Source organism: Rhodococcus sp. IEGM 1318, assembly GCF_033142465.1.
Lineage (GTDB): Bacteria > Actinomycetota > Actinomycetes > Mycobacteriales > Mycobacteriaceae > Rhodococcus_F > Rhodococcus_F qingshengii_B.
Window position 1 is genome coordinate 78,570 of record NZ_JAWLSC010000006.1, and the last position, 22,675, is coordinate 101,244.

General features: G+C 64.1%; 22 protein-coding genes. 8 read left to right on the plus strand and 14 right to left on the minus strand.

Annotated elements, in window-relative coordinates:
- Positions 1 to 78: 78 nt before the first annotated feature.
- Both glyA and R4P65_RS15645 read right to left on the minus strand, forming a co-directional pair.
- Complete coding sequence (gene glyA / locus R4P65_RS15640) at positions 79 to 1,386, minus strand: serine hydroxymethyltransferase (protein WP_214885240.1); 1,308 nt, start codon at positions 1,384 to 1,386, stop codon at positions 79 to 81.
- A gap of 76 nt (positions 1,387 to 1,462) precedes the next feature.
- Positions 1,463 to 2,659, minus strand: a complete 1,197-nt coding sequence (locus R4P65_RS15645; RefSeq protein WP_317827191.1) for a DUF885 domain-containing protein — start codon at positions 2,657 to 2,659, stop codon at positions 1,463 to 1,465.
- Positions 2,660 to 2,831: 172 nt separating this feature from the next.
- Between R4P65_RS15645 and coaA the strand changes: the two genes are divergently transcribed.
- A complete protein-coding gene (gene coaA, locus R4P65_RS15650) occupies positions 2,832 to 3,764 on the plus strand; it encodes a type I pantothenate kinase (RefSeq protein WP_230814191.1) in 933 nt (310 codons plus the stop codon).
- A gap of 6 nt (positions 3,765 to 3,770) precedes the next feature.
- On the opposite strand, the gene R4P65_RS15655 is transcribed toward coaA, so the two are convergent.
- Positions 3,771 to 4,538, minus strand: a complete 768-nt coding sequence (locus R4P65_RS15655) for an isoprenyl transferase (protein ID WP_317827192.1) — start codon at positions 4,536 to 4,538, stop codon at positions 3,771 to 3,773.
- A gap of 172 nt (positions 4,539 to 4,710) precedes the next feature.
- Between R4P65_RS15655 and trhA the strand changes: the two genes are divergently transcribed.
- The gene (gene trhA / locus R4P65_RS15660; RefSeq protein WP_317827193.1) at positions 4,711 to 5,379 is read left to right on the plus strand and encodes a PAQR family membrane homeostasis protein TrhA; all 669 of its coding nucleotides are present in this window, start codon (positions 4,711 to 4,713) and stop codon (positions 5,377 to 5,379) included.
- On the opposite strand, the gene R4P65_RS15665 is transcribed toward trhA, so the two are convergent.
- Genes R4P65_RS15665 through mca form a run of 3 tightly spaced genes read right to left on the minus strand, consistent with a single transcriptional unit; the run spans position 5,346 to position 8,582 of the window.
- Positions 5,346 to 7,373 carry a thioredoxin domain-containing protein gene (locus R4P65_RS15665; RefSeq protein ID WP_317827194.1) on the minus strand — a complete coding sequence of 676 codons (2,028 nt, stop codon included), beginning with the start codon at positions 7,371 to 7,373 and terminating at the stop codon, positions 5,346 to 5,348. The two genes, trhA and R4P65_RS15665, sit on opposite strands and share 34 nt — an antisense overlap.
- A gap of 19 nt (positions 7,374 to 7,392) precedes the next feature.
- Entirely contained in the window at positions 7,393 to 7,707 is a 315-nt protein-coding gene (locus R4P65_RS15670; protein ID WP_317827195.1) for a hypothetical protein, read from the minus strand.
- A complete protein-coding gene (mca, locus tag R4P65_RS15675; RefSeq protein ID WP_230814728.1) occupies positions 7,704 to 8,582 on the minus strand; it encodes a mycothiol conjugate amidase Mca in 879 nt (292 codons plus the stop codon). The genes R4P65_RS15670 and mca overlap by 4 nt, the downstream gene beginning before the upstream one ends.
- Before the next feature lie 304 nt (positions 8,583 to 8,886).
- On the opposite strand from mca, the gene R4P65_RS15680 reads away from it, so the two are divergent.
- Both R4P65_RS15680 and greA read left to right on the plus strand, forming a co-directional pair.
- On the plus strand, positions 8,887 to 9,312 hold the full coding sequence (locus R4P65_RS15680) for a DUF4307 domain-containing protein (protein ID WP_230814194.1): 426 nt from the start codon (positions 8,887 to 8,889) through the stop codon (positions 9,310 to 9,312).
- A gap of 226 nt (positions 9,313 to 9,538) precedes the next feature.
- Complete coding sequence (gene greA, locus R4P65_RS15685) at positions 9,539 to 10,033, plus strand: transcription elongation factor GreA (protein WP_007726385.1); 495 nt, start codon at positions 9,539 to 9,541, stop codon at positions 10,031 to 10,033.
- Between the two features lie 89 nt (positions 10,034 to 10,122).
- Here greA and R4P65_RS15690 read toward each other — a convergent pair whose 3' ends face one another.
- Positions 10,123 to 11,223, minus strand: coding sequence for an NlpC/P60 family protein (locus R4P65_RS15690; protein ID WP_230814195.1), 1,101 nt, complete (start codon positions 11,221 to 11,223; stop codon positions 10,123 to 10,125).
- A gap of 205 nt (positions 11,224 to 11,428) precedes the next feature.
- Here R4P65_RS15690 and R4P65_RS15695 point away from each other — a divergent pair, with 205 nt between their 5' ends.
- Together R4P65_RS15695 and R4P65_RS15700 are read left to right on the plus strand one after the other, a co-directional pair.
- Positions 11,429 to 11,674, plus strand: a complete 246-nt coding sequence (locus R4P65_RS15695; protein ID WP_317827196.1) for a hypothetical protein — start codon at positions 11,429 to 11,431, stop codon at positions 11,672 to 11,674.
- Positions 11,671 to 12,465, plus strand: a complete 795-nt coding sequence (locus R4P65_RS15700) for an FAD:protein FMN transferase (RefSeq protein ID WP_317827197.1) — start codon at positions 11,671 to 11,673, stop codon at positions 12,463 to 12,465. Before R4P65_RS15695 ends, R4P65_RS15700 begins: the two co-directional genes overlap by 4 nt.
- Positions 12,466 to 12,471: 6 nt before the next feature.
- Here the strand turns inward: R4P65_RS15700 and ilvA are convergent, their stop codons facing one another.
- From ilvA to R4P65_RS15715, 3 genes are all read right to left on the minus strand, one after another.
- Positions 12,472 to 13,635, minus strand: a complete 1,164-nt coding sequence (gene ilvA, locus R4P65_RS15705) for a threonine ammonia-lyase (protein WP_317827412.1) — start codon at positions 13,633 to 13,635, stop codon at positions 12,472 to 12,474.
- A gap of 135 nt (positions 13,636 to 13,770) precedes the next feature.
- The gene (locus R4P65_RS15710) at positions 13,771 to 14,943 is read right to left on the minus strand and encodes a cystathionine gamma-synthase (protein ID WP_230814198.1); all 1,173 of its coding nucleotides are present in this window, start codon (positions 14,941 to 14,943) and stop codon (positions 13,771 to 13,773) included.
- Positions 14,944 to 14,987: 44 nt separating this feature from the next.
- Positions 14,988 to 16,373: a cystathionine beta-synthase gene (locus R4P65_RS15715; protein ID WP_230814199.1), complete on the minus strand. Its 1,386-nt coding sequence runs from the start codon at positions 16,371 to 16,373 to the stop codon at positions 14,988 to 14,990.
- A gap of 80 nt (positions 16,374 to 16,453) precedes the next feature.
- On the opposite strand from R4P65_RS15715, the gene R4P65_RS15720 reads away from it, so the two are divergent.
- Both R4P65_RS15720 and R4P65_RS15725 read left to right on the plus strand, forming a co-directional pair.
- Positions 16,454 to 17,416 (plus strand): SGNH/GDSL hydrolase family protein, encoded by a 963-nt coding sequence (locus tag R4P65_RS15720; protein WP_230814200.1) that lies wholly within the window; start codon positions 16,454 to 16,456, stop codon positions 17,414 to 17,416.
- Between the two features lie 121 nt (positions 17,417 to 17,537).
- Positions 17,538 to 18,755, plus strand: a complete 1,218-nt coding sequence (locus R4P65_RS15725) for an acetyl-CoA C-acetyltransferase (protein ID WP_317827198.1) — start codon at positions 17,538 to 17,540, stop codon at positions 18,753 to 18,755.
- 66 nt (positions 18,756 to 18,821) lie between these two features.
- Here R4P65_RS15725 and R4P65_RS15730 read toward each other — a convergent pair whose 3' ends face one another.
- The 4 genes from R4P65_RS15730 to R4P65_RS15745 all read right to left on the minus strand — a co-directional run bounded on the left by R4P65_RS15730 (position 18,822) and on the right by R4P65_RS15745 (position 22,638).
- Positions 18,822 to 19,577 (minus strand): enoyl-CoA hydratase/isomerase family protein, encoded by a 756-nt coding sequence (locus R4P65_RS15730; RefSeq protein ID WP_317827199.1) that lies wholly within the window; start codon positions 19,575 to 19,577, stop codon positions 18,822 to 18,824.
- Positions 19,578 to 19,698: 121 nt separating this feature from the next.
- Positions 19,699 to 20,547: a Bax inhibitor-1/YccA family membrane protein gene (locus tag R4P65_RS15735; protein ID WP_317827200.1), complete on the minus strand. Its 849-nt coding sequence runs from the start codon at positions 20,545 to 20,547 to the stop codon at positions 19,699 to 19,701.
- A gap of 194 nt (positions 20,548 to 20,741) precedes the next feature.
- Positions 20,742 to 21,878, minus strand: a complete 1,137-nt coding sequence (locus tag R4P65_RS15740) for a class I SAM-dependent methyltransferase (protein WP_317827201.1) — start codon at positions 21,876 to 21,878, stop codon at positions 20,742 to 20,744.
- A 73-nt stretch (positions 21,879 to 21,951) separates the two neighbouring features.
- Entirely contained in the window at positions 21,952 to 22,638 is a 687-nt protein-coding gene (locus R4P65_RS15745) for a nitroreductase (RefSeq protein ID WP_317827202.1), read from the minus strand.
- Positions 22,639 to 22,675: the final 37 nt, after the last annotated feature.

Here is a 22,675-nt window from a genome sequence, read left to right on the forward strand (position 1 = left end):
CAAGTCCGTAAACCGCAAATCCATGAACACCGACGGCCCGGCCCCTCGAAAGGGACCGGGCCGTCGGTGAAGTAATTCCTAGACGTTCTTGCTGAGCAGGCCCCAGTTCTCGAGACCGTCGTACAGCGGAAGGTCGAGGGCGAGCTTGGCGACGCGCGCACGCAGCGCCGGCAGATCCGCGTTGCCGGCCAGAGCGGTACCGATGATGTCGGCGACCTCGGTGAACTCGGCATCGCCGAATCCGCGGGTGGCCAACGCTGCGGTACCGATACGCAGACCGGAGGTGGTCATCGGCGGGCGGGGATCGAACGGAACAGCGTTGCGGTTGACCGTGATGCCGATTTCGTGCAGAAGGTCCTCACCCTGCTGGCCGTCGAGCTGCGAGTTACGCAGGTCCACGAGAACGAGGTGGACGTCTGTGCCACCGGTCAGGACGCTGATGCCCTGATCTGCGACGTCCTTGTTCCCCAGACGCTCGGCAAGGATGCGCGCACCGGAAAGCGTGCGTACCTGACGATCCTTGAACTCTTCGCCCGCAGCGATCTTGAAGGTGACTGCCTTGGCCGCGATGGCATGCATGAGCGGTCCACCCTGCTGACCGGGGAAGACAGCGGAGTTGAGCTTCTTGGCCCACTCCTTCTTCGCCAGGATCAGACCGGAACGCGGTCCACCGAGGGTCTTGTGGACGGTCGAGGAGACGACGTCCGCGTACGGGACGGGCGACGGGTGCAGGCCTGCCGCAACCAATCCGGCGAAGTGAGCCATGTCGACCCACAGGTACGCCCCGACCTCGTCTGCGATCGCACGGAAGGCCGCGAAGTCCTGCTGACGCGGGTACGCGGACCAGCCGGCGACGATGACCTTCGGCTTCTCGGCGAGGGCGATCGAGCGCACCTCGTCCATGTCGATGCGGTGATCTTCCTTGCTGACGCCGTAGGACGCGACGTCGTACAACTTGCCGGAGAAGTTGAGCTTCATGCCGTGCGTGAGGTGGCCGCCGTGTGCAAGGTCGAGGCCGAGCAGCTTCTCACCCGGGTTCATCAGTGCCATCAGGACAGCAGCATTGGCCTGTGCGCCCGAGTGCGGCTGAACGTTCGCGAACTCCGCACCGAAGAGTTCCTTTGCACGGTTGCGCGCCAGATCCTCGATGACGTCGACGTGCTCGCAACCACCGTAGTAACGACGTCCCGGGTAGCCCTCGGCGTACTTGTTGGTCAGGACGCTGCCCTGAGCCTGCAGAACCGAGCGGGGAACGAAGTTCTCCGACGCGATCATCTCGAGCGTGTCGCGCTGACGAGCCAATTCACCAGCCATCGCCTCGGCGACTTCGGGGTCGAGTTCGGCGAGTGATGCAGAGTTGACGTCGGAGCCGGGCACAGCGGTCATCGAAGAATCTCCAAGCTGGATGCGGAAACGAATGCGTCCAGTCTACGAAGTTCGCTCCCGCCGTCTCCACCCGGCACTAGGCAGCACGCAGAGAGCTGGGGACCAGCGGCTCGTCGAGCAGCCTGCGGAAGCGTTCGGTGCGCTCTGCGCCTACCGGCACCTCGTCCAGCCAGCCCCCGAGCAATCGGTATCCCTCGACATACGTGCTGGTGTACGCCCGCCACAGCGGTGAGGACAGGAACTTGAGCGACTGCCGCGCGCGTTCCGGCGTCGACAGCGACCACCGTTCGAGGAAGAGCGCCACGTCGTCGAGGCTGCGGCCCTCGTCGTGCAACATCAGAGCGGCGTCCTGACGAACGCTCAGCAATTGCCCCGACGCGGTGGAGAGCCGTTGTGCCTTATCCCCGTCGAAGGACAACCCGAGATCGGCGTAGATCTCCTGCGCCCACAAACCCCAGTCCGGGCCGACGATCGCTTCGAGCGCCAGGTCCGCGAGTCCTTCGGCCATGATGCACTGCGGCGTGTTGACCAGGAACAGCGTCTGCTCGAGTTGGCCGGTGCCGACCAGGCCGGCTTCTTTGCGGCAATGCTCGGTGTGATGGCCGGGGTAGGACTCGTGCGCGATCAGCCGCGGCAGGTTGGCCATGAACTGCGGCAGGTCCGAATTGATCGCAACCTTGGAGCGGTAGTCACCGAGGTAGTAGTTGAAGCCGGACCACGGCTTGTCCCCCACCACTTCGTATTCGACGGTTTCCGACGCGGGAAGCCCGAACGTGCCGCGCACCAGATCGCGCAGCGCACTCGACATTGCCTCGACGCACTCGTTCAATCTCGCCGCGGGGATCTCGTCGGCCTTGCGATGCGCCTGCACCCGCTCGGCCAGCGGTCCCGGACCGGGCAGAACTTCACCCATCAATCGGTGAGCGTCGCTGTAGGCGTCCTCGTTTCCCTTGGCGATTCGCACGTCGAAGTACGCCTCCACCTCGTCCACGAAGCCGATGTCCTCACCCGCGAACTTGCGCCCGGAGCATTCGAGGGCGCGCAGGTGAACGTCGATGAAGTGAGCGCGCTCGGCGTTCAGACCACTTCCGGCCAGTTCGCCGCGCAATTCACGTGCCGTGCGTGCGAGTTCACGCGGATCGGGCTTCGGGGCGCTCTCGACCTGCTTACGCAGCGCCGGGTCACCGGTGAACGCGTCGACGAATCCGTCTTCGAGACGGTCGAAACCTAGTCCGAGCAGCAGATATTGGCGAACAAGTGTGTCTGGATCCATAACGACCGAGCCTAGCCGCTCGCTCCGGAATGCCACCCGGCGAAAGTCCCCGACGTGGCACCGAGCACAATCCGACTATGCACTCGGATCGTGCGCACTCGCGCCTGGCTTGCTCGCATAGCTGTTTCGTCCGCCGGGCTCCGGGTTCACTACGCGCCGCTGAGCTGGGCTGATGGCGCGTACCAACGAGTCGAGTCCCTACGTCGAGTTCGACCGCAAGCAGTGGCGGACACTGCGTAAGTCGACGCCGCTGGTGTTGACCGAGGACGAGTTGTACGGCCTGCGTGGTCTCGGCGAGCAGATCGATCTCGAAGAGGTCGCCGAGGTCTATCTCCCCCTTGCACGTCTGATCCACCTGCAGGTGGCGGCGCGTCAACGACTGTTCGCGGCCACCGCCACGTTCCTCGGCGAGAAGCATCCCGATCGTCAGGTGCCCTTCGTCATCGGTGTCGCCGGTTCGGTTGCGGTCGGAAAATCCACAACAGCTCGTGTGCTGCAAGCTCTCCTGGCCCGCTGGGACCACCATCCGCGCGTCGACCTCGTCACCACGGACGGATTCCTGTATCCGACCAAGGAGCTCCAGCGTCGAGGCATCATGCACCGCAAGGGTTTTCCCGAAAGCTACGATCGTCGCAAGCTGTTGCGCTTCGTCACGGAAGTCAAGTCCGGCGCGGAAGAAGTAGCGGCGCCGGTGTATTCACACACGTCGTACGACATCATCCCGGGCCAGTACCATCTGATCCGCCAGCCGGACATCCTCATCATCGAGGGCCTCAACGTCCTGCAGACCGGCCCGCGTCTGATGGTCTCCGATCTGTTCGACTTCTCGATCTACGTCGACGCCCGCATCGAGGACATCGAAGCCTGGTACATCGAGCGGTTCCTCGCGCTGCGCAACACGTCGTTCGCCGATCCGAACGCTCACTTTCACCACTACTCCGGCCTCTCCGACCGCGACGCGACCATCGCGGCGAAGGAGATCTGGAACTCGATCAATCACCCGAACCTGGTGGAGAACATTCTCCCCACCCGTCCCCGCGCAACCCTGGTGCTGCGCAAGGACGCCGATCACACGATCAACCGGCTCCGACTGCGCAAGCTCTGAGCCGGCTCAGGCGCCGAACCGGCGGTGGCGCGCTGCGTAGTCACGCAAGGCTCGAAGAAAGTCGACTCGGCGGAACTCGGGCCAGTACGCCTCGGTGAACCAGATCTCCGAATAGGCGCTCTGCCACAACAGGAATCCGGAGAGCCGCTGCTCGCCGGAGGTGCGGATCACCAGATCCGGATCGGGCTGCCCCGACGTGTAGAGGTGACCGTCGATGCCGTCGACCGTGACGGCCTGGATCAGTTCGTCTCCGCTCAGACCTTCACCGATCTTGTCGCGCAAGAGCGATTGGACGGCGTCGGCGATCTCCTGCCGTCCGCCGTATCCGATCGCGACGTTGACATGCGTCCCGGTTCGGCCATTGGTTCCGGCTGCAGCTTCCCGCAATCGCCTGGACTGCTCGGGGGGCAGAAGATCGAGGGCACCGACGATCTGCACACTCCAGTTCTTCCCGGGCCCGGAGATCTCTTCGACGACGTCGGTGATGATCTCGAGGAGGGTGTCCAACTCTTCCGGTTCGCGGCGCAGGTTCTCGGTCGAGAGCAGATAGATGGTTGCCATCTCGATTCCGGCGGCGTCGCACCATTCCAGCAATTCGGCGATCTTGAGCGCGCCCATGCGGTGCCCGTGACTGACATCGGTGAAGCCGTTCTCGCGGGCCCATCGCCGGTTTCCGTCACACATCACGGCTACGTGCCGTGGGTGCGCGAGACCGTCGAGATGACTGAGGAGTCGTCGCTCGTAGATGCTGTACAGCAGTCCGCGCAGATTCACCGTGACATCACCATGGTGTCAAAGACTACGCCCGGCAGTGACAGCCACATGCGAGCGCCGTCACGCTTTTTGTACACGTCGAAAACCTGCAGGTAGGTTATGCTACTGGTGCGTAACCTACGGTACCGTAGGTTACGCGGTTCGCAACAACACGGAACGAGAGAGGTTGCACATGACGGCATTCGGGCTCGACGAGCTTCCGGTCAAACCACGCATGCGCGGTTGGATCCACCTGTGGGCGCTCGGTGTCTCCGTCGTCGCGGGCGTCGTTCTCGTGTCCGTGGCGGGCGCTCAGGTAGGCGCCAAGGCGGCCTGGGCAACCGCAATCTACAGCATCACGATCTGCGGACTCTTCGGCATCAGCGCGACATATCACCGCATCCAGTGGCAGACAGTCAAGGGCCGTACGTGGATGAAGCGCGCGGACCATTCGATGATCTTTCTCTTCATCGCCGGCAGCTACACACCGTTCGCCATGCTCGGTCTCCCCACTGACACCGGCAAGATAATTCTTGCGATCGTGTGGGCCGGCGCGCTCGCCGGCGTAGCACTCAAGATGCTCTGGCCCACCGCCCCGAAATGGGTGGGAGTCCCGCTCTACCTGCTCCTCGGCTGGGCGATCGTCCCCGTGGTCGGTGAACTGACACACCAGGTCGGTGTGGCGCCGATGGTGCTGCTGCTCGTCGGCGGAATCTTCTACAGCGTCGGCGCAATTCTGTACGCGACAAAATGGCCCAACCCGTGGCCCACGACGTTCGGTCACCACGAGTTCTTCCACGCCGCGACGGTCGTCGCGGCGATCTGCCACTACATCGCGGTATGGCTCGTCGTGTTCAACTGACTCGCCAGTTCCACCACCGTCGTCACCGGCCGATCGCACACGAATCCCCGGCAGATGTACGCGGCTTCACCACCGTCGACAAGGGGTCGATCTGCAAGCAGCGGTGAAGAATCCGGCGCTCCGCCGACCACCACTGCACCACCCGGGGCAAGCCGGCGGGCATCGCCCAACAGCGAACCTTCACCGACGACGGCCACCTGTATCGGACCGCGCAACGACGCTTCCGCCACCGCGAGCCAGTGTCCCGCCGACCGAGGCGCACGCTCGAGCGGCAGCGTGGCCCTCGCCATCGCGTCCGCCGCGGCCTGGGCGTAACGAGACGAGCGCTCGGCATCGGTCAACGCCGCTGCGGTCAACAGAGCCTCCGCGACGCTCGACGCACCGGAAGGCGTCGCGCCGTCCAGCGGGTCTCGGGGCCGAGTAACGAGAGACTCCGCGAAATCGGCTGTGTCGAACCAGCTTCCCGGCTCCGCCGGATCGGCGAAATGATCGAGAGTGACGTCGAGCAGCTGCTGCGCCGCATCAAGCCATCGCGCAGATCCCGTTGCTTGGTAGAGAGCCAGGAGGCCCGTCGCAACCGTTGCGTAATCCTCGAGCACTGCCGTCGGGGTGCCGACAGTCCCGCCGAGGGAAGCACGGCGCAGATGACCGTCTACCAGGTGAAGGTCGAGAAGAGCGCCGGCGCACTCGGCTGCCGCGTCGATCCAGTCGGGTCGGTCCAGGGCAAGGCCCGCTTCCGTCAAAGCCGTGATGGTCAGCCCGTTCCAGGCAGTCACCACTTTGTCGTCGCGGCCAGGCTGTGGACGCTGGGCCCGGACGGCACGTAGAGCGTCGGAGACCGTCTGCCAGCGTGACCAGTCGTCGGGATCACTTGGCAATTGCAGCACCGACGCGCCCTCTTCGAAGGTGCCGGTGTCGGTGACCCGGAACAATTCCGACGCCCACTGCCCGTCCTCCGCGCCGAGGATCTCGACCAATTGCGCCGGAGTCCATACGTACGTGAGGCCTTCGACGCCGTCGGTGTCGGCATCGAGAGCCGAAGCGAAGCAACCGTTCTCGGTCAGCAGATCGGCGAGCAGGAACCCTGCGGTCTCCGCGGCGACGCGGGTGGCCAGGTCCGATCCGGTTCGCCGCGCCCAATGCGCGTAGAACCGCAGGAGCAAGGCATTGTCGTAGAGCATCTTCTCGAAGTGCGGAACCACCCACTCGGCATCGACCGAGTACCGCGAGAAACCGCCACCCAATTGGTCGTAGATGCCGCCACGTGCCATTGCTTCGGCGGTGCGCTCGATCCCTCCGAGGATCTCGCCCGAACCCGTGCGCTCGAACTGTCGGAGCAGTCCCTCCAGAAGTGCCGACGGCGGAAACTTCGGTGCCCCGCCGAATCCCCCACGCGGAATGTCCTCGTCGCCGAGGATCGACAGGCCCGCCGCATCCAGCAGCTCCGCATCGACGGGCGCGCCGCCGTACGGGATTCCGCCGGACGCGCGCTGAAGTTCCGTGACGATCGACTGTGCCGCGTTGTCGACCTCGTCGCGCCGATTGGTGAACGTGTCCGCTATCGCTTCGAGAAGCTGTGTGAACGAGGGCATTCCGCCGCGAGGCGTCGGCGGGTAGTACGTACCGCAGTAGAAAGGTGAACCGTCGGGAGTCAGGAAACAGGTCATCGGCCAGCCGCCCTGACCGGTCATCGCGACCGTAGCGTTCATGTAGACGGCGTCGATGTCCGGACGTTCTTCGCGGTCCACCTTCACACAGACGAAGTTCGCGTTCATGATCGCCGCGATCTCGTCGTTCTCGAACGACTCGTGCGCCATGACGTGGCACCAGTGGCACGCCGAGTACCCGATAGAGAGGAGGATCGGCACGTTGCGCTCGCGCGCCCACTCCATCGCCTCTTCGCCCCACTGTTGCCAGTGGACCGGATTGTCGGCGTGCTGACGCAGGTAAGGGCTCGAGGACCCACCCAGGTTGTTCCGCATCCGTGGGTCCATCGTCGCTACCTCGTCCGTCTCAGGATTCTTGCTTCGGCTTCTTCTCGGTAGAGACGTTCGGTTCCGCCGGGCTCGGAGCTGTGATCGCTCCCCGGTCGGTGCCTTCGTCCGCCTGCTGATCGAGTTCGGGACGATCCGGTTCGAAGGTTTCCGGCAGCTTCTTGAGCTGGCGATTCATCGACCGAACCAACAGGATCACACCGATGAGCAGCGCAAGAATGACCAGCAATCCGACCGGAGACGACTTTCCGAACTCCGGGCCGGAGGGATTACTCGGGGTCTGAGCAAGAAATTGTGTGGTGCCGAGAACTACCTCGGCGGACAGAGCATTCACTTCTGAGCGTCCTCTTCGAGACCTGCGAACAGGTCGGTTTCCGGAATGGACGTGGTGACCCGCGTCTTGGCGAGCTCGAATTCCTCGGTGGGCCAGATCTTCTGCTGAATGTCGAGCGGCACAGCAAAGAACGAACCGTTGGGATCGATCTGCGTCGCGTGCGCACGCAGAGCGTCGTCACGCTGAGGAAAGTAATCGCCGCACGTGACCTGAGTGGTCACCCGGACCATCATGTCTCCACGCTCGGTCTTCCATTTCTTGAGCCAGTCCGCCATCGGGAACGGCTCACCCCGGAGCTCGTACTCCTCCTGGAAGAGTTCGAGGCGCTTACGGATGAATCCGTGCGAGTAGTAGAGCTTCTTGATCTCCCATGGCTGACCGTCCTCGGGGAAGTACTCGGGATCGGCGGCGGCTTCGTACGCAGCCATCGACACCTCGTGGCACCGGATGTGGTCCGGGTGCGGGTATCCGCCGTTCTCGTCGTACGTCGTGACGACATGGGGACGGAATTCGCGAATCACCTTGACCAGAGCGCGCGTGGACTCTTCGAGCGGAACGAGGGCGAAGCACCCTTCGGGCAGCGGCGGAAGAGGGTCGCCCTCGGGGAGCCCGGAATCGACGAAACCGAGCCAGCGCTGCTTCACGCCCAGGATGCGAGCGGCCTCGGCCATCTCCTCCTGGCGGACTTCGCTGATTCGATCGCGGACGCCGGGAACATCCATGGCCGGGTTGAGAATGTCGCCACGCTCACCCCCGGTGAGCGTCAGGACCATCACTTCGTGGCCTTCGGCTGCATAACGGGCGGTGGTGGCCGCACCCTTGCTCGACTCGTCGTCGGGATGGGCATGGACGGCCATGAGCCGGAATCCGCTCACGTGTTCGTTCACCTCAACTTCACCTGGAGCCGTTGCCGGCAGTTCACCTGTAGCCGTCACCGGCAATTCACCTCTAGCCGTCACCGGCAGTCTTCGACTAACACGCTTTGCACCTCTCGGATTGCTCCGAGCCTTTGCCGTCAAACGTACCGACTGCCGTCAAACCTACCGACGGCGCGACGGGACACGTCCTCTATAGTTCCACCCGAGAGTTCCTGGCGCAGCCGTGACCCCTTCAGTAGTTCGGTGGGGGCGCAGTCAGTTGCTGCACGACACGTGAACTCAAGTCTTCGAGAGCAGAGTGATGAGCAAACCGCTTCCCCAAGATCGGTACCCGAGCACTACTCGCACGGGCAGTCCCCGCAAGTGGATGGTGTGGGCTCTGACCGCTCTCGTCATCGTCGTCGGTGGCGGAATCGCGTACTACGCGTACGGAAAATTCGCAGTCAAGGAAATCGAGACCGAGACCATCTCGTTCGACATCGCCAACGACGCCACGGTGAAGATCCGCTTCACCGTCACGCGCGATGATTCGTCACGTGAAGCGATGTGCATCGTGCGCGCCCGCTCGAAGGACGGCTCCGAAACCGGTCGACGTGAGGTCTACGTCCCGCCTTCGGAACATCAGACCCTCGAGTTCAACACCGAGGTCAAGACGTCCCAGCCGCCAGGCATGGCCGACGTCTACGGCTGCAGCTTCGACGTTCCGGAGTACCTGACCAAGAGCTGACCTCGGACGCACCCACCCTGCCGGACGTTTGGCGCCGGACAGGGCGGGTAGTCATGCGTGATAGAATTGCCCGATACACGGTTCCGGGTGGAACCGTGTATTGCTGCATTGACGCAAGGTTTGACGGCAAGGCTGCACCCCTGGTGGTGCTTCTGCGTCGTTGTTCGCTGCTGTTGCAGCGATCGTCGAGGGAGCCCCCGGCTCCGACTACTAGGGAGTGATCGAGATGACCGAGACCCAGGTGACCTGGCTTACCCAGGAATCACATGACAGGCTCAAGAACGAACTCGACCAGCTCATCGCCAATCGCCCTGTCATCGCTGCCGAGATCAACGAGCGTCGCGAAGAGGGTGACCTGAAAGAGAACGGCGGCTACCACGCTGCCCGCGAAGAGCAGGGTCAGCAGGAAGCCCGCATTCGCCAGCTCCAGGAGCTGCTGAACAGCGCCAAGGTCGGAGAAGCCCCCACGCAGTCCGGTGTTGCACTGCCCGGATCCGTAGTCAAGGTCTACTACGACGGCGACGAGAGTGACACCGAGACGTTCCTCATCGCCACTCGCGAAGAAGGCGCCCGTGACGCCAAGCTCGAGGTTTACTCCCCGAACTCACCGCTGGGCGGCGCACTGCTCGAAGCCAAGGTCGGCGACACGCGTGAGTACAACCTGCCCAACGGCAGCACCATGAAGGTCACGCTGCTGAGCGCGGAGCCTTACCACAGCTGATCTGCTGCACGAGCTCTCAAAGAAGTACCAGCTCTGAAAAGAAGCGCCACCCGACTCGGTCGGGTGGCGCTTCTTGCAACTCCGGCGCACTACACCACGCGGCGAGCCTTCATTCCGGCGAAGATCGGGCCGACCTTCACGACGTCACCGAACGTGGGTGCGTGAAGCATTTGGCCGTTGCCCACGTAGATCGCCACGTGGCCGGGTCCGCCTGCCTGCCAGTTGCCGAACAACAGATCACCGGGCTGCGCCTGATCGAGCGGGATCTCGACGCCGACGCCCCACTGCGTCTCGGATGTCCGCGGCAGAGTCACGCCAGTTGCCGCGTGGATCGCGTACGACGTCAGGCCCGAGCAGTCGAACCCGCCCATCGACGGCCCGTTGACGTTTCCGCCGCCCCACACGTAGGGCAATCCGAGAAACTTCAGACCGGCCTCGACGACGCCGCCCACCGCAGCGGCGAGGTTGTTGTAGTCGAAGGGTGCGAGCATCAGGGCGAACGAGTCCTGCAACGATTTGATCTGGGCAACGAACGGAGCGGCGGCCGCCTGCTCCGCGGGAACCTCGCCCGACTTGTCTGCCGGAACGCCGCCCGCTTCTCGAACGGCGTCGGGTCCGACGTCGTATGCCGCGAGCGCGAGGTCGACGGTATCGCCCTCGACCTCACCGGACTTCTGCCAGGACTGCGCTTGCTTGACGAGATCGCACAACCGGTAGCCGGTTGTCATCACCGGGTCGGCGACACCCAGGATGTCCATCTTTCCGTCGCCGTCGCCGTCCTTGCCGTAAGCAGTCCACGCCGCGGTGGTGAAACGGCCAGGCCCGCGCCCACCTTCCGGTGAGATGTCGGTATCGGGACCGTACTTGAATCCGTTCTCGACCGAGTACAACGAGGCGATCACCGCAGGGGTGATCTCGGAGCACAGTGCGCCGGCCTTCTTGATCCACGGCGCGAACACCGCCACCGCTCCCACGGGCGCCAACGTCGCTCCCGGAAAGTTGGAGGGTACGGACGGCACGATTCCCTCAGGCGTGTCCTGAGTTCGTGCCGGTCCGTTCCAGGCTGCAAGTGAGACTGCAGCATTCGAAGACTCGTTCTTCTCGACTTGTGCGGGCGCTCCGAGAGTTCCACTCATCACGCCCAGTGCGGTGCCGATCGACACAGCGATCGCCAGGACACCGACTGCCATCCGAACCTCCGATAAACCTCTGAAAATCTACGTACGTGGTCGTACCCGAAACTTGTCGGTGCGAACATCTACTCTTTCGAACATGCATTCGACACGGCTCAGTCTCGCAACTCCTGTAACCAATGTCTCATTTATCTCGGCGGGCGTTACGCAAATGACTACAGACGCCAAGGCTTTTCTCAGGTTCGGCGTGCAAGCTGAGTGCATGAGCGACGATCGGCCACGACCCGCCCGGGGACGCACTACGGTGTATCGACCCGTTCGCCTCGCCCTCGCAGCCACGGCTGTGGCGGGAGCACTCGCAAGCGGCGGACTTTCTCTCGTTTCTTCTCCCACTGCCACGGCACTCGCGCCGGACACCTCGGCTTCTCACATCAAGAATCCCGCTGTAAAGCGGCCCGTCGTGGTCGCCGGATTCGGAACCCCGGACGCCATCTCCAACGGTTCGTGAGCACTCCGCGCTCGGCCTCCGAGTGGCTCACCTGGGGGGTGCAGGCCCGGGTCGTCGTCACCGACCCTGAAGTCCTGCCCTCCGCTGCCAGCCTGGTTCGCGGTTACCTCACCGCGGCCGACGCCGCCACCAATCGAGATCGCGCCGATTCCGAAATTCGTACCTACGTCAGCGCCGCAAGCAACGTCGACGGCGTCGGGGTGACGCCCATGTTCGCGCACTTTCTCGAGGACGCGTTGGCTGTCGCACGACTGACCGACGGCAAACTCACCCCTACGGCCGGCTCGGCAGACCCTCACTCCTGGTGGAAGATTCGCGTCGAGAACAATCGTGTGTACAGCCCGGACGACGTAGTCCTCGACCTCTCCGCGACCGCCCGTGCCAGTTCGGCGGATCACTGCGCGGCATCGACTGCCACGCTTCTCGGGTGCGGAGTGCTGGTCGGCCTCGGCGGCGACATCGCAGTTGCCGGTCCGGCGCCCGAAGACGGCTGGCAGATTCAAGTTCAAGACCTGCCCGGGGATCCGACGTGCCAAGTGGCTCTCCCGTCCGACTGTGGGATCGCCACGGCCAGCACTGTCAAACCACTGCACCGCGAATCGACGGCGACGCCCATGTGGCGCACGGTGTCGGTGATTGCATCCTCCTGCGCCCAGGCCGCCGCATTCAGTCGGGTTGCGGTCGGCATGGGCGGTTCGGCCATCGACTGGCTACATCAACTCGACGTACCCGCCAGGCTGGTCGACCAGGAGTACCGCGTAACGGTTCTGGGCGGCTGGCCTGACGAGTAACTCGCGTCAGTTCTGCAAGCGCACTGCGTAGCCGGCGCGGTCGAAGGCGGTGAGAAGTTCTGCCTTGTTGTCCGGACCACGGGTCTCGACCGTAAGGAAGACTTCCACTTCGTCGAGCGCGAGTTCGCCACCGGTACGGGAGTGGATGACGTCGACCACGCTGGCGCCGTTCGCCCGAACCACTTCGAGCAGCGACACCAGTGCGCCCGGCCGATCGTCGATGGTGATGTGAACACCGAGGAACCGTCCGGCTGCCCGCAGTCCGTGGGAGATGACGTGTGTGAGCAGCAGCGGATCGATGTTGCCGCCGGAAAGAACGGCGCACACCGGCCCGGTCAGTCCCAGCTCTTCCGGAGAGCACGTCATCAACGCCGCAACGGCCGCGACGCCTGCCGGTTCGACGATCAGCTTGGCGCGTTCGAGGCACAGCAGGAGCGCTTTGGACAACGCTTCCTCGCTGACCGTCACCACCGCGTCGACATGGGCGGCGACCTCGGCGAACGGAACCTCGCCGGGGCAGCCCACGGCGATACCGTCTGCCATCGTCGACATCGACGCCAATGCGGTCGGCTTCCCGGCTGCCAACGACGCCGGCCAGGCAGCCGCGGTCTCGGCCTGCACTCCGACGATGCGCACCTGTGGGCGTACAGCTTTGACTGCGGCAGCCACCCCGGCGATCAACCCACCACCGCCGGTGGGAACGACGATCGTGCCCACCTCGGGGAGTTGCTCGAGGATTTCCAGGCCCACCGTGCCCTGCCCCGCCACGACGTCTTCGTGGTCGAAAGGGTGGACCAGAACCGCTCCGGTCCTGTCCGCGAATTCGCGAGCGGCGACGAGCGCTTCGTCGACAGTCGAACCGTGCAGGTAGACCTGGGCCCCATATGCCTTGGTGGCCACCAACTTCGGCAGCGGCGCACCGGTCGGCATGAAGACCGTCGACTTGATTCCCAATTCTGTTGCAGACCACGCAACTCCCTGCGCGTGGTTACCGGCGCTGGCCGCCACCACGCCCGCGGCTCGTTCCTCCGGGGATAGATTGGCGATGCGATTGTAAGCACCGCGCGGCTTGAAAGAGCCGGTGCGTTGCAGGTTTTCACATTTCAAACTCACGGCGAAGCCTGTGGTTTCAGACAACACTCGAGAGGCCACCACCGGGGTGCGGCGCATGACCGGGGCGAGAAGTTGGTGTGCAGCCTTTATCTGTTCGAGATTCACGCATGCCTCCAGAAAGTGCGCCTCCACACCCTCGTGAGGTGTGAAGGCGCACTGCAGGTTCGAATTCGAATTACCGTAGAGCGAAGGTCAGGACAGTGCTTGCTCGATGTCGCCGACCAGATCAGAGGCGTCTTCGATGCCGACCGACAGACGAACCAGATCGTCGGGAACCTCGAGCGCGGAACCGGCCGTCGAGGCGTGGGTCATCGCACCGGGGAACTCGATGAGGGATTCGACTCCGCCCAGAGATTCTGCCAGCGTGAAGATCTCGGTGCGCGAGCACAGGTCGAGAGCTGCCGCCTTGCCACCCTTGAGGCGCACGGAGATCATGCCGCCGAAGCGCCGCATCTGCTTGGCCGCGACCTTGTGCGACGGGTGCGAAGCCAGGCCGGGGTAAATGACGCTGGCAACCGCGGGGTGGCCGTCGAGCAATTCGACGACCTTCTCCGCGTTGTCGCTATGACGCTCCATGCGCAGCGCCAGTGTCTTGATTCCGCGTAACGTCAGGAACGCGTCGAACGGGCCGGGAACGCCGCCGGATCCGTTCTGCAGGAACGCGAAGGCGGTATCCAGTTCTTCGTCGTTGCAGACGAGAGCGCCACCGACCACGTCGGAGTGTCCACCGATGTACTTGGTCGTGGAGTGCAGCGCGATGTCGGCACCGAGCTGCAGCGGCTGCTGCAGGTACGGCGACGCGAAGGTGTTGTCCACCACGATCTTTGCGTTGCCTTCGTGGGCGACCTCGGTGAGGAGCTCGATGTCACCGATGTTGAGCAGCGGGTTCGTGGGGGTCTCGACCCAGACCAGCTTGGTGTTGGACTTCATCGCCGCGCGCACCGCATCGACGTCGGATACCGGAGCCGGGGTGTACTCGATCCCCCACTGCGTGAAGACCTTGTCGATGAGACGGAAGGTTCCGCCGTACGCGTCGTCCGGGATGACCAAGTGATCGCCAGGTCGAAGCACCGAACGGAGCAGGCAGTCGGTGGCCGCCATTCCCGAACTGAACGCTCGACCGTAAGTTCCGGATTCGAGTGCGGCCAGGTTCGCTTCGAGCGGGCGACGGGTGGGGTTACCCGTTCGCGCGTACTCGAAGCCACTGCGCATTCCACCGACGCCGTCCTGGGCGAAGGTGGAACTTGCGTAGATCGGCACGTTGACCGCACCGGTCAGCGGATCGGGTTCGTAACCCGCATGCACCGCTTTCGTGGAGAAACCCTGCCAGCTGATGTTGTCGGCCTTGCTGCGTTGCTCACTCATGGTCCCCAGCCTAATGGCGCCGGTGCCGGCGCAGGAATCCGAACTCAGGAATCCGAACTCAGGAAACCCAGGAGATCGTGGCGCGTGATGACACCTACCGGCTTGCCGTCGTCGACGACCATGAGTGCGTCGGTGTCACCGAGCGCCTTCGTGGCAGCCGAGACCGGCTCGCCGGAACCGATGAGCGGGAACGGCTTGCTCATGTGCTTCTCGACGGAATCCGCAAGGTGCGCACGGCCTTCGAATACCGCGCTCAGCAGATCTCGCTCGGACACACTTCCGGCGACCTCGCCTGCCATGACCGGCGGTTCCGCACCGACGACGGGCATCTGGGACACGCCGTACTCGCGCAGGATCTCGATCGCGTCGCGCAGGGTCTCCGACGGGTGAGTGTGAACGAGGTCCGGCAGCTCGCCCGACTTGCCGCGCAGAACGTCGCCGACGGTGGGGACGTTCGTCTTGCCGTCGAGTGGGGTGCGCAGGAATCCGTACGACGCCATCCACTGATCGTTGAAGATCTTGGACAGGTAGCCGCGGCCACCGTCCGGGAGGAGCACGACGATCAGGGCGTCGGGGCCCTCGCGCTTGGCTACTTCGAGGGCGGCGACGACGGCCATACCGCAGGAACCGCCGACCAGCAGTCCCTCTTCACGGGCGAGGCGACGCGTCATCTCGAAGGAATCGGCGTCCGAGACGGCGATGATCTCGTCCGGGATGGACGGGTCGTATGCGGTCGGCCAGAAGTCTTCGCCGACACCTTCGACGAGGTACGGGCGACCGGTGCCGCCGGAGTAGACGGAGCCTTCGGGGTCTGCGCCGATGACCTTGACCTTGCCGCCCGAAACTTCCTTGAGGTAGCGGCCGGTGCCGGTGATGGTTCCGCCGGTGCCGACGCCCGCGACGAAGTGCGTGATCTTGCCGTCGGTGTCGGCCCAGATCTCGGGACCGGTGGTCTCGTAGTGGCTCTCCGGTCCGCCCGGGTTGGAGTACTGGTTGGGCTTCCAGGCGCCGGGGATCTCACGGGTGAGTCGGTCGGAGACGCTGTAGTAGCTGTTCGGGTTGTCCGGCGCGACGGCCGTGGGGCACACGACAACCTCGGCGCCGTAGGCACGCAGGACGTTGCGCTTGTCTTCGCTGACCTTGTCGGGGCAGACGAAAACGCACTTGTATCCACGCTTTTGCGCCACGAGCGCCAAGCCGATTCCGGTGTTGCCCGAAGTCGGTTCGACGATGGTGCCGCCAGGCTTCAGTTCACCCGAAGCCTCGGCTGCGTCGATCATCTTGACGGCGATGCGGTCCTTGGAGCTACCGCCCGGGTTGAGGTACTCGACCTTGGCTGCCACCGTGCCGAAGTTTTCGCCCGTGACGGACGTGAGCTTGACGAGTGGGGTGTTGCCGATGAGGTCGACGACGTGTTCCGCGATGCGCATTCGTCCATGTTCCCAGATGAAAGAAAACGGTGCGCGCGGACGTCGGGCGAAGGTGGTGCAATCCGGCTAGATTGGCAAGTGTGAGTCGAACCGGACTGAAAGCGTCGGTGGCCACGGTGGTGGCCGGATCGAGTGCAGGCACGCTCTCCTGGTTGGGCTACAACTATCTGATGTCGCAGGCAGGTGCGGCGCGTGGGGTGATCGGTCGCAATATCGCCAAGCCACCCGAGGCGGACGGTGTGTACGCGCCCGGCGCCGACAACCCGGAACTCTGGTGGCGGGCCGTGCCCTTCGATCTCCACTTGATGATCTTCGGCGATTCGTCTGCAGCCGGCGTCGGCGCGCTGACGGCGTCGGACGTTCCGGGTGTGCAGGTCGCGAAGCTGCTCGCGAGTGAAACCGGTAAACGAATCCGCTTGAGTACCAAGGCCATCGGCGGCGCCACCTCACGCGGGTTGAGCGGGCAGGTCGACGCCATGTTCGTCGCCGGCCCTCCCCCGGACGCTGCGGTGATCCTGATCGGCGCCAACGACGTCACCGCCAAGAACGCGATTCGCGCTTCGGCAAAACGCCTCGGCGACGCGGTACGACGCTTACGCGAGAGCGGCGCCGTCGTAGTTGTCGGCACCTGCCCGGATCTGGGGGTGGTCGCGGCCATCCCGCAACCTCTGCGCTCCGTGGTGCGTGAATGGGGTCATCGTCTCGCGCTCGCCCAGGCGGCCGCGACCAGAAACGCCGGGGGTCATCCCGTTCCGCTAGCCGACCTGCTGGCCAAGGAATTCCTGGCCTCGCCCGACACGATGTTCTCCGCCGACCGTTTCCACCCCTCCGCGGCCGGATACGAACTCGCGGCGAAGCAGATCGTCCCGGTTCTCGCATCGGCTCTGGGTGAATGGCAGGGTGGTCCGCTACCCGAACTCCCCCACGTCTCGGAGGCGGCGCAAGCTCGCACCGTCGCGGCCCGACTGACGGCGGCGGCAACCCAGTGGAAAGCCTTCGCACGACGCACCAAACCTGCAGGTCAACGCCACGACGTCAACTGAGTGAGACTGCGTGACCACCATCTGGGAGTGGCAACGTAAATTGTAAGTCGAAGCTGCATTCAACTTGCCCTGCTCGACGGCGTTTCAAGCCGCCCGCGAGCAGTACACAAAAGGAGTTTTCATGCCCGAGGCAGTAATCGTCTCAGCAGTACGGTCGCCCATCGGCCGCGCAATGAAGGGTTCGCTCAAGGACATCCGCCCGGATGACCTCGCAACTCAGATGGTTGCCGCCGCGTTGGCAAAGATCCCCGAGCTCGACCCCACCGAGATCGACGACCTCATGCTCGGTTGCGGCCAGCCCGCCGGCCAGTCGGGCTTCAACATCGCCCGCGTCGTCGCCGTCCAGCTCGGCTACGACTTCCTCCCCGGTGTCACGGTCAACCGTTACTGTTCCTCCTCGCTGCAGACCACCCGCATGGCACTGCACGCCATCCGCGCAGGCGAGGGCGACGTCTTCATCTCCGCCGGCGTCGAGTCCGTCTCCAGCTTCATCACGGGCAACGCCGACGGCCTGCCCAACACCAAGAACCCGCTCTTCGACGCAGCCCAGGCTCGTAGCGCCAAGCTCGCCGAAGGTGGAGTCGCCTGGACCGATCCTCGCGAAGAGGGCCTGATCCCCGACGTGTACCTGGGCATGGGCCAGACCGCCGAGAACGTCGCGTCCGCCACCGGCATCACCCGCGAAGACCAGGACCGCTGGGCAGTTCGCAGCCAGAACCGCGCCGAGGATGCCATCGCTCGCGGCTTCTTCGAGCGTGAGATCACCCCCGTCACCCTCGCCGACGGCACCGTCGTCTCCAAGGACGACGGCCCCCGCGCCGGCACCACCTACGAAGGCATCAGCGGCCTCAAGCCCGTCTTCCGTCCCGACGGAACCGTCACCGCGGGCAACGCCTGCCCGCTCAACGACGGCGCAGCCGCACTGGTGATCATGTCCGACACCAAGGCAAAGGCACTCGGCCTGACCCCGCTCGCTCGCATCGTCTCCACCGGCGTTTCGGGCCTGTCCCCCGAGATCATGGGCCTCGGCCCGATTCAGGCCGTCAAGAACGCCCTGAAGATCGCCGGCAAGTCGATCTCCGACATCGACCTGTTCGAGATCAACGAGGCATTCGCCGTGCAGGTCCTCGGATCCGCTCGCGAACTCGGCATCGAAGAAGACAAGCTCAACATCTCCGGTGGCGCGATCGCACTGGGCCACCCCTTCGGTATGACCGGTGCCCGCATCACCAACACCCTGATCAACAACCTGCAGGAGCAGGACAAGACCTTCGGCGTCGAGACCATGTGTGTCGGCGGCGGACAGGGCATGGCAATGGTGATCGAGCGCCTCAGCTGATCCCCTGAGCACGTAGAAAGCGGCCGCCCGGCTTCTACCGGGCGGCCGCTTCCGTGTGGTCGTGTTTCAGGTAGTCGTGAATTTCTGAGCAAAACTCCCCAACTCGCGAATCAACGCTCGTGCAGCGTCGTCCTCACGCTGAACTGCGGCGCGGGCTTCGTCGGCCCAACCGTGGCGGAGCAGTCCCTTGGCGGCAAGCACTGCCGGTCCGATGTTGGCCGCAATCTGCTCGGCGCTCTCCCGAGCACGGATGTGAACCTCGTCGGCTGGTACGGCGTCGGTCGCCAGTCCGTAGGCGGCTGCTTCGACGCCGCTGAGCCACCGGGCCGACAGGATCAGCTCGGCGGCGCGCTGCGTTCCGATCACCTTGGGCAGTAACCAACTACTGGCAGCTTCGGGCGCTGTACCCAGCGACGTGAACGGCGCCCGTAGACGTGCGTCCTCGGCGACGTAGACGACGTCGCAGTAGAGCAGCACGGTCAGGCCGATGCCCACGGCAGCGCCGTGCACCGCGGCAATCAAGGGCTTCGGGAACTCCACCAGCGCGACGATCAGCGGCGCGAATGCGTGGCCGAAGTCTGCATTATCCGTGCCTGGTTCGGCGAGCGCACGCAGGTCGACACCACTCGAAAAAGCCTTGCCTGCACCCTCGACTATCACCACGGCTACGGAATCGTCCGACGCCGCGTCGTCGAGCGCCTTGGTCAACGCTCGAAAGCCGGCTGCGTTGAAAGCGTTCAGGCGGCTCGGGTTGTTGAAGGTCAGCGTTCGCACCGCTCCGGCATCCGCCACCAGCACGGGTTCGGTGATGTTTGTCGACATCCGCTCCCCTTTGTTCCAAACCAAGCAGTTGCTAGGTACCCAAGCACCGTAACCGCCCACAGACGACCAAAGAAGGGCCCCTCGCGGGGCCCTTCTTTGGTGTTACGGAACGACTGGAGAACTAGTCGTTGTTGAAGTAGCTCAGCAGACGGAGGATCTCGACGTACAGCCAGACCAGGGTGACGGTGAGGCCGAATGCAACGCCCCAGGCTGCCTTCTCCGGAGCCTGCGCGCGGATCAGCTGATCAGCTGCGTCGAAGTCGAGCAGGAAGCTGAAGGCCGCGATGCCGATGCAGACGAGGCTGAAGATGATGGCAAACGTTCCGCCGTCACGCAGTCCCAGTCCACCCTCGGTGAAGAAGCTGGCGACGAGGTTGCCGAGCGCCAGAACGACAACACCGATGAGCGCACCGATGATCATTCGCGTCAGACGCGGAGTCACCCGAATCGCACCGGTCTTGTAGACCACCAGCATGCCGAAGAACACGCCGAAGGTACCGAGGACTGCCTGCGCGATCAGCATCGATGCGTCGGCGCCTTGGAGATTGAAGGTGAACATGAACGACAGCGCACCGAGGAACAGACCCTCCGCGACGGCGTAAGCCAACACGATTGCCGGGTTGTCCATCTTGCGGCCGAACGTGGCGACCATGACCAGGACCAGGCCGACGAGACCGCCGCCGATGACCAGCGGGCCTGCGAGGTCGGAGTTGTTGTTGACGAGGAAGTACGACACCAATGCCGAGATCGTCAGCACACCGAGCGTGATGCCCGTCTTGGTGACGACGTCGTCGATCGTCATGGCCCGCGAGGTGGGACCGGTCTGGTACGGCTCGGCCGGAGCGTACTGCGGCTGACCGAACTGCTGGGTTGCCTGCGAGGCGCCCGCCGTCGCAGATCCGAACGAGGCGTATCCGTTGCCCTCTTGCTTGGGCAGATTGCGGAACACCGGGTTGCTGGTGGTGCGCACCGTGATCATCCCTTCATCGTGGTGGCCTACGACGGGTGCGTCGCGGGTTCGCCGGACGGATCCGAGTTTCCGACACGGTCCGTGTACCTAACTAAAAGTAAAGCACTCGTAATTTACAACGTCGAAGCATCCGTTGTAGTTCCCGGCGCGTTTCCGGAAGGTCAACACTCTTCGACACTCGTGCCTTTTCGATACTAGGACGGTTTGACCGACTTCATCACGATGAACTTCGCGTTCTTCGCCATCGCCTCACTAGGACCCACCGCGGCTTTCAGCGGTTCGCGATAACCCAGATGCGCGTTGTGGACAGTCCACAGCTCCCCACCGGGGCGCAGGACACGACCAGCGGCTTCGAACATCTTGAGCGCTCCACCGGTGTGAACCGCCGCGCCGACGTGGAAAGGCGGGTTCAACAAAACCAGATCAGTGCTCGCGTCGGGCAGCGAGCTCATCGCGTCGTCGCGCAGACCGCTCACCCGATCGCCGACTCCGTTCGCGGACGCGGTCGCCAACGACGAAGCGACAGCTGCCGAGGACTGATCCGTCGCGATCACGTGCACGTCCGGGAACTTGCGTGCGATCGCCGTCGCGAGAATGCCGCTGCCACAACCCAGATCGACCACATCGCTCAACGGGTCGACCGCTATCTTGCCGAGATTCTCCAGCAACAGCCGGGTGCCGATGTCCAGGCTCGCCCCGGCGAACACTGCGCCGTGAGCAACGACGTCGAGATCGAACTCGTCGAGGCGTTCGGTCAACGGGAACGTGATCGCAACATCGGCCTTGGGTTCCGAAGCCTTGAGTACGCGCGACTTTTGACGCCCACGCGAGGCGCTGACGTCGGAAAACGATTCGCCGAGAACCTTGTTCATCGCCGGGGTGATGTGCTTGTCACGCCCACCGGCGAAGACACGAACCGCCGGGTCGGCGTGGAGCGCGATCAGCTGAGCGATCTCGGCCAGTTCGGCGAGGCTACGCGGCAATTGCATGAGCACGACGCGGGCGCCGCTGAGCAACTCCTCGTCCAGCCCGCGCGAGGTGAAGGCGTCACTGAATCCGAGTTCGCGCGCATTGTTCGCGAGGGCCAGCTCTCCAGTGAGCGGATCCTGGTGAACCCGCACGCCGGCGATTCCGTGAACGAGCGCAACACCGGCGGTCAGCGCACCGTAGTGATCGCCGATCACGACGACGGTGCCCGCCGGCGCGGCGGCCAGAGCGTCGGCGGCCTCGTCGAGGATCAGGCGATCGGCCGCGTCGACGGCAAAGAGATTGGGTGCCTCGACATCGGGAAATCGGCGCAGACGATCGAACAGTTCGGGTGTGTCGGACATGCCACCAGTCTTTCAGGTGGAACTGCGCAACACTCAATCCCCCGACCAGCAGGTGATCAGTTCGACATCCCGGTTAGTTCGACATCCACTGCACGACGTTGTCGACGGTTTCGCGTTCGGTGCGGAATCCGTTCACGGGGTGGTCGGTGTCGGGGTATCCGAACGAGATAGCGCACACGACTTTGCGGGTGTCGTCGATGCCGAAGTGTTCGTGAATGAACTTGGAGCTGCCTGCGAGCGCCGCCTGCGGAATGGTGGCCACCCCCAGACTCTGCGCCGCCAGCAGGAAGCTGTTCACGTACAACCCGCAGTCGACGGCTCCGTAGGTGCCCAATGCCTCGTCGGTGGTGATGATCGCGACGTGGGGAGCGCCGAAGAGCTCGAAGTTCTTCATCGTCTGTGCCGCGGAACCGGCGCGGTCACCGTGCTCGATTCCGACGCTCGAATAAAGCGCCATCGCACAGTCGAACCGACGCGACTTGTAGATGCCCTGGTACTCGCGGGGGAACTCGAAGTCCGACTCCTGGGCGTTGGTCATCCCGTACTCACCGAGGCCTGCGCGGAATCGTTCTGTGCCCTCCCCTTCGGTGATCGCAACCTGCCACGGTTGCGTGTTGCACCACGACGGCGTCTTCTGCGCCAGCCGAAGGATCTCCTCGATCACCTCACGCGGCACCTGACGGTCCTCGTAGGCGCGGCAGCTGATCCGGGCATCGAGCAACGCTTCCAGGCTCGTATCCACGACGATGCACTCGGTCATGTGTTCTCTCCTCGATCAGGCTGCACTACAACACTTC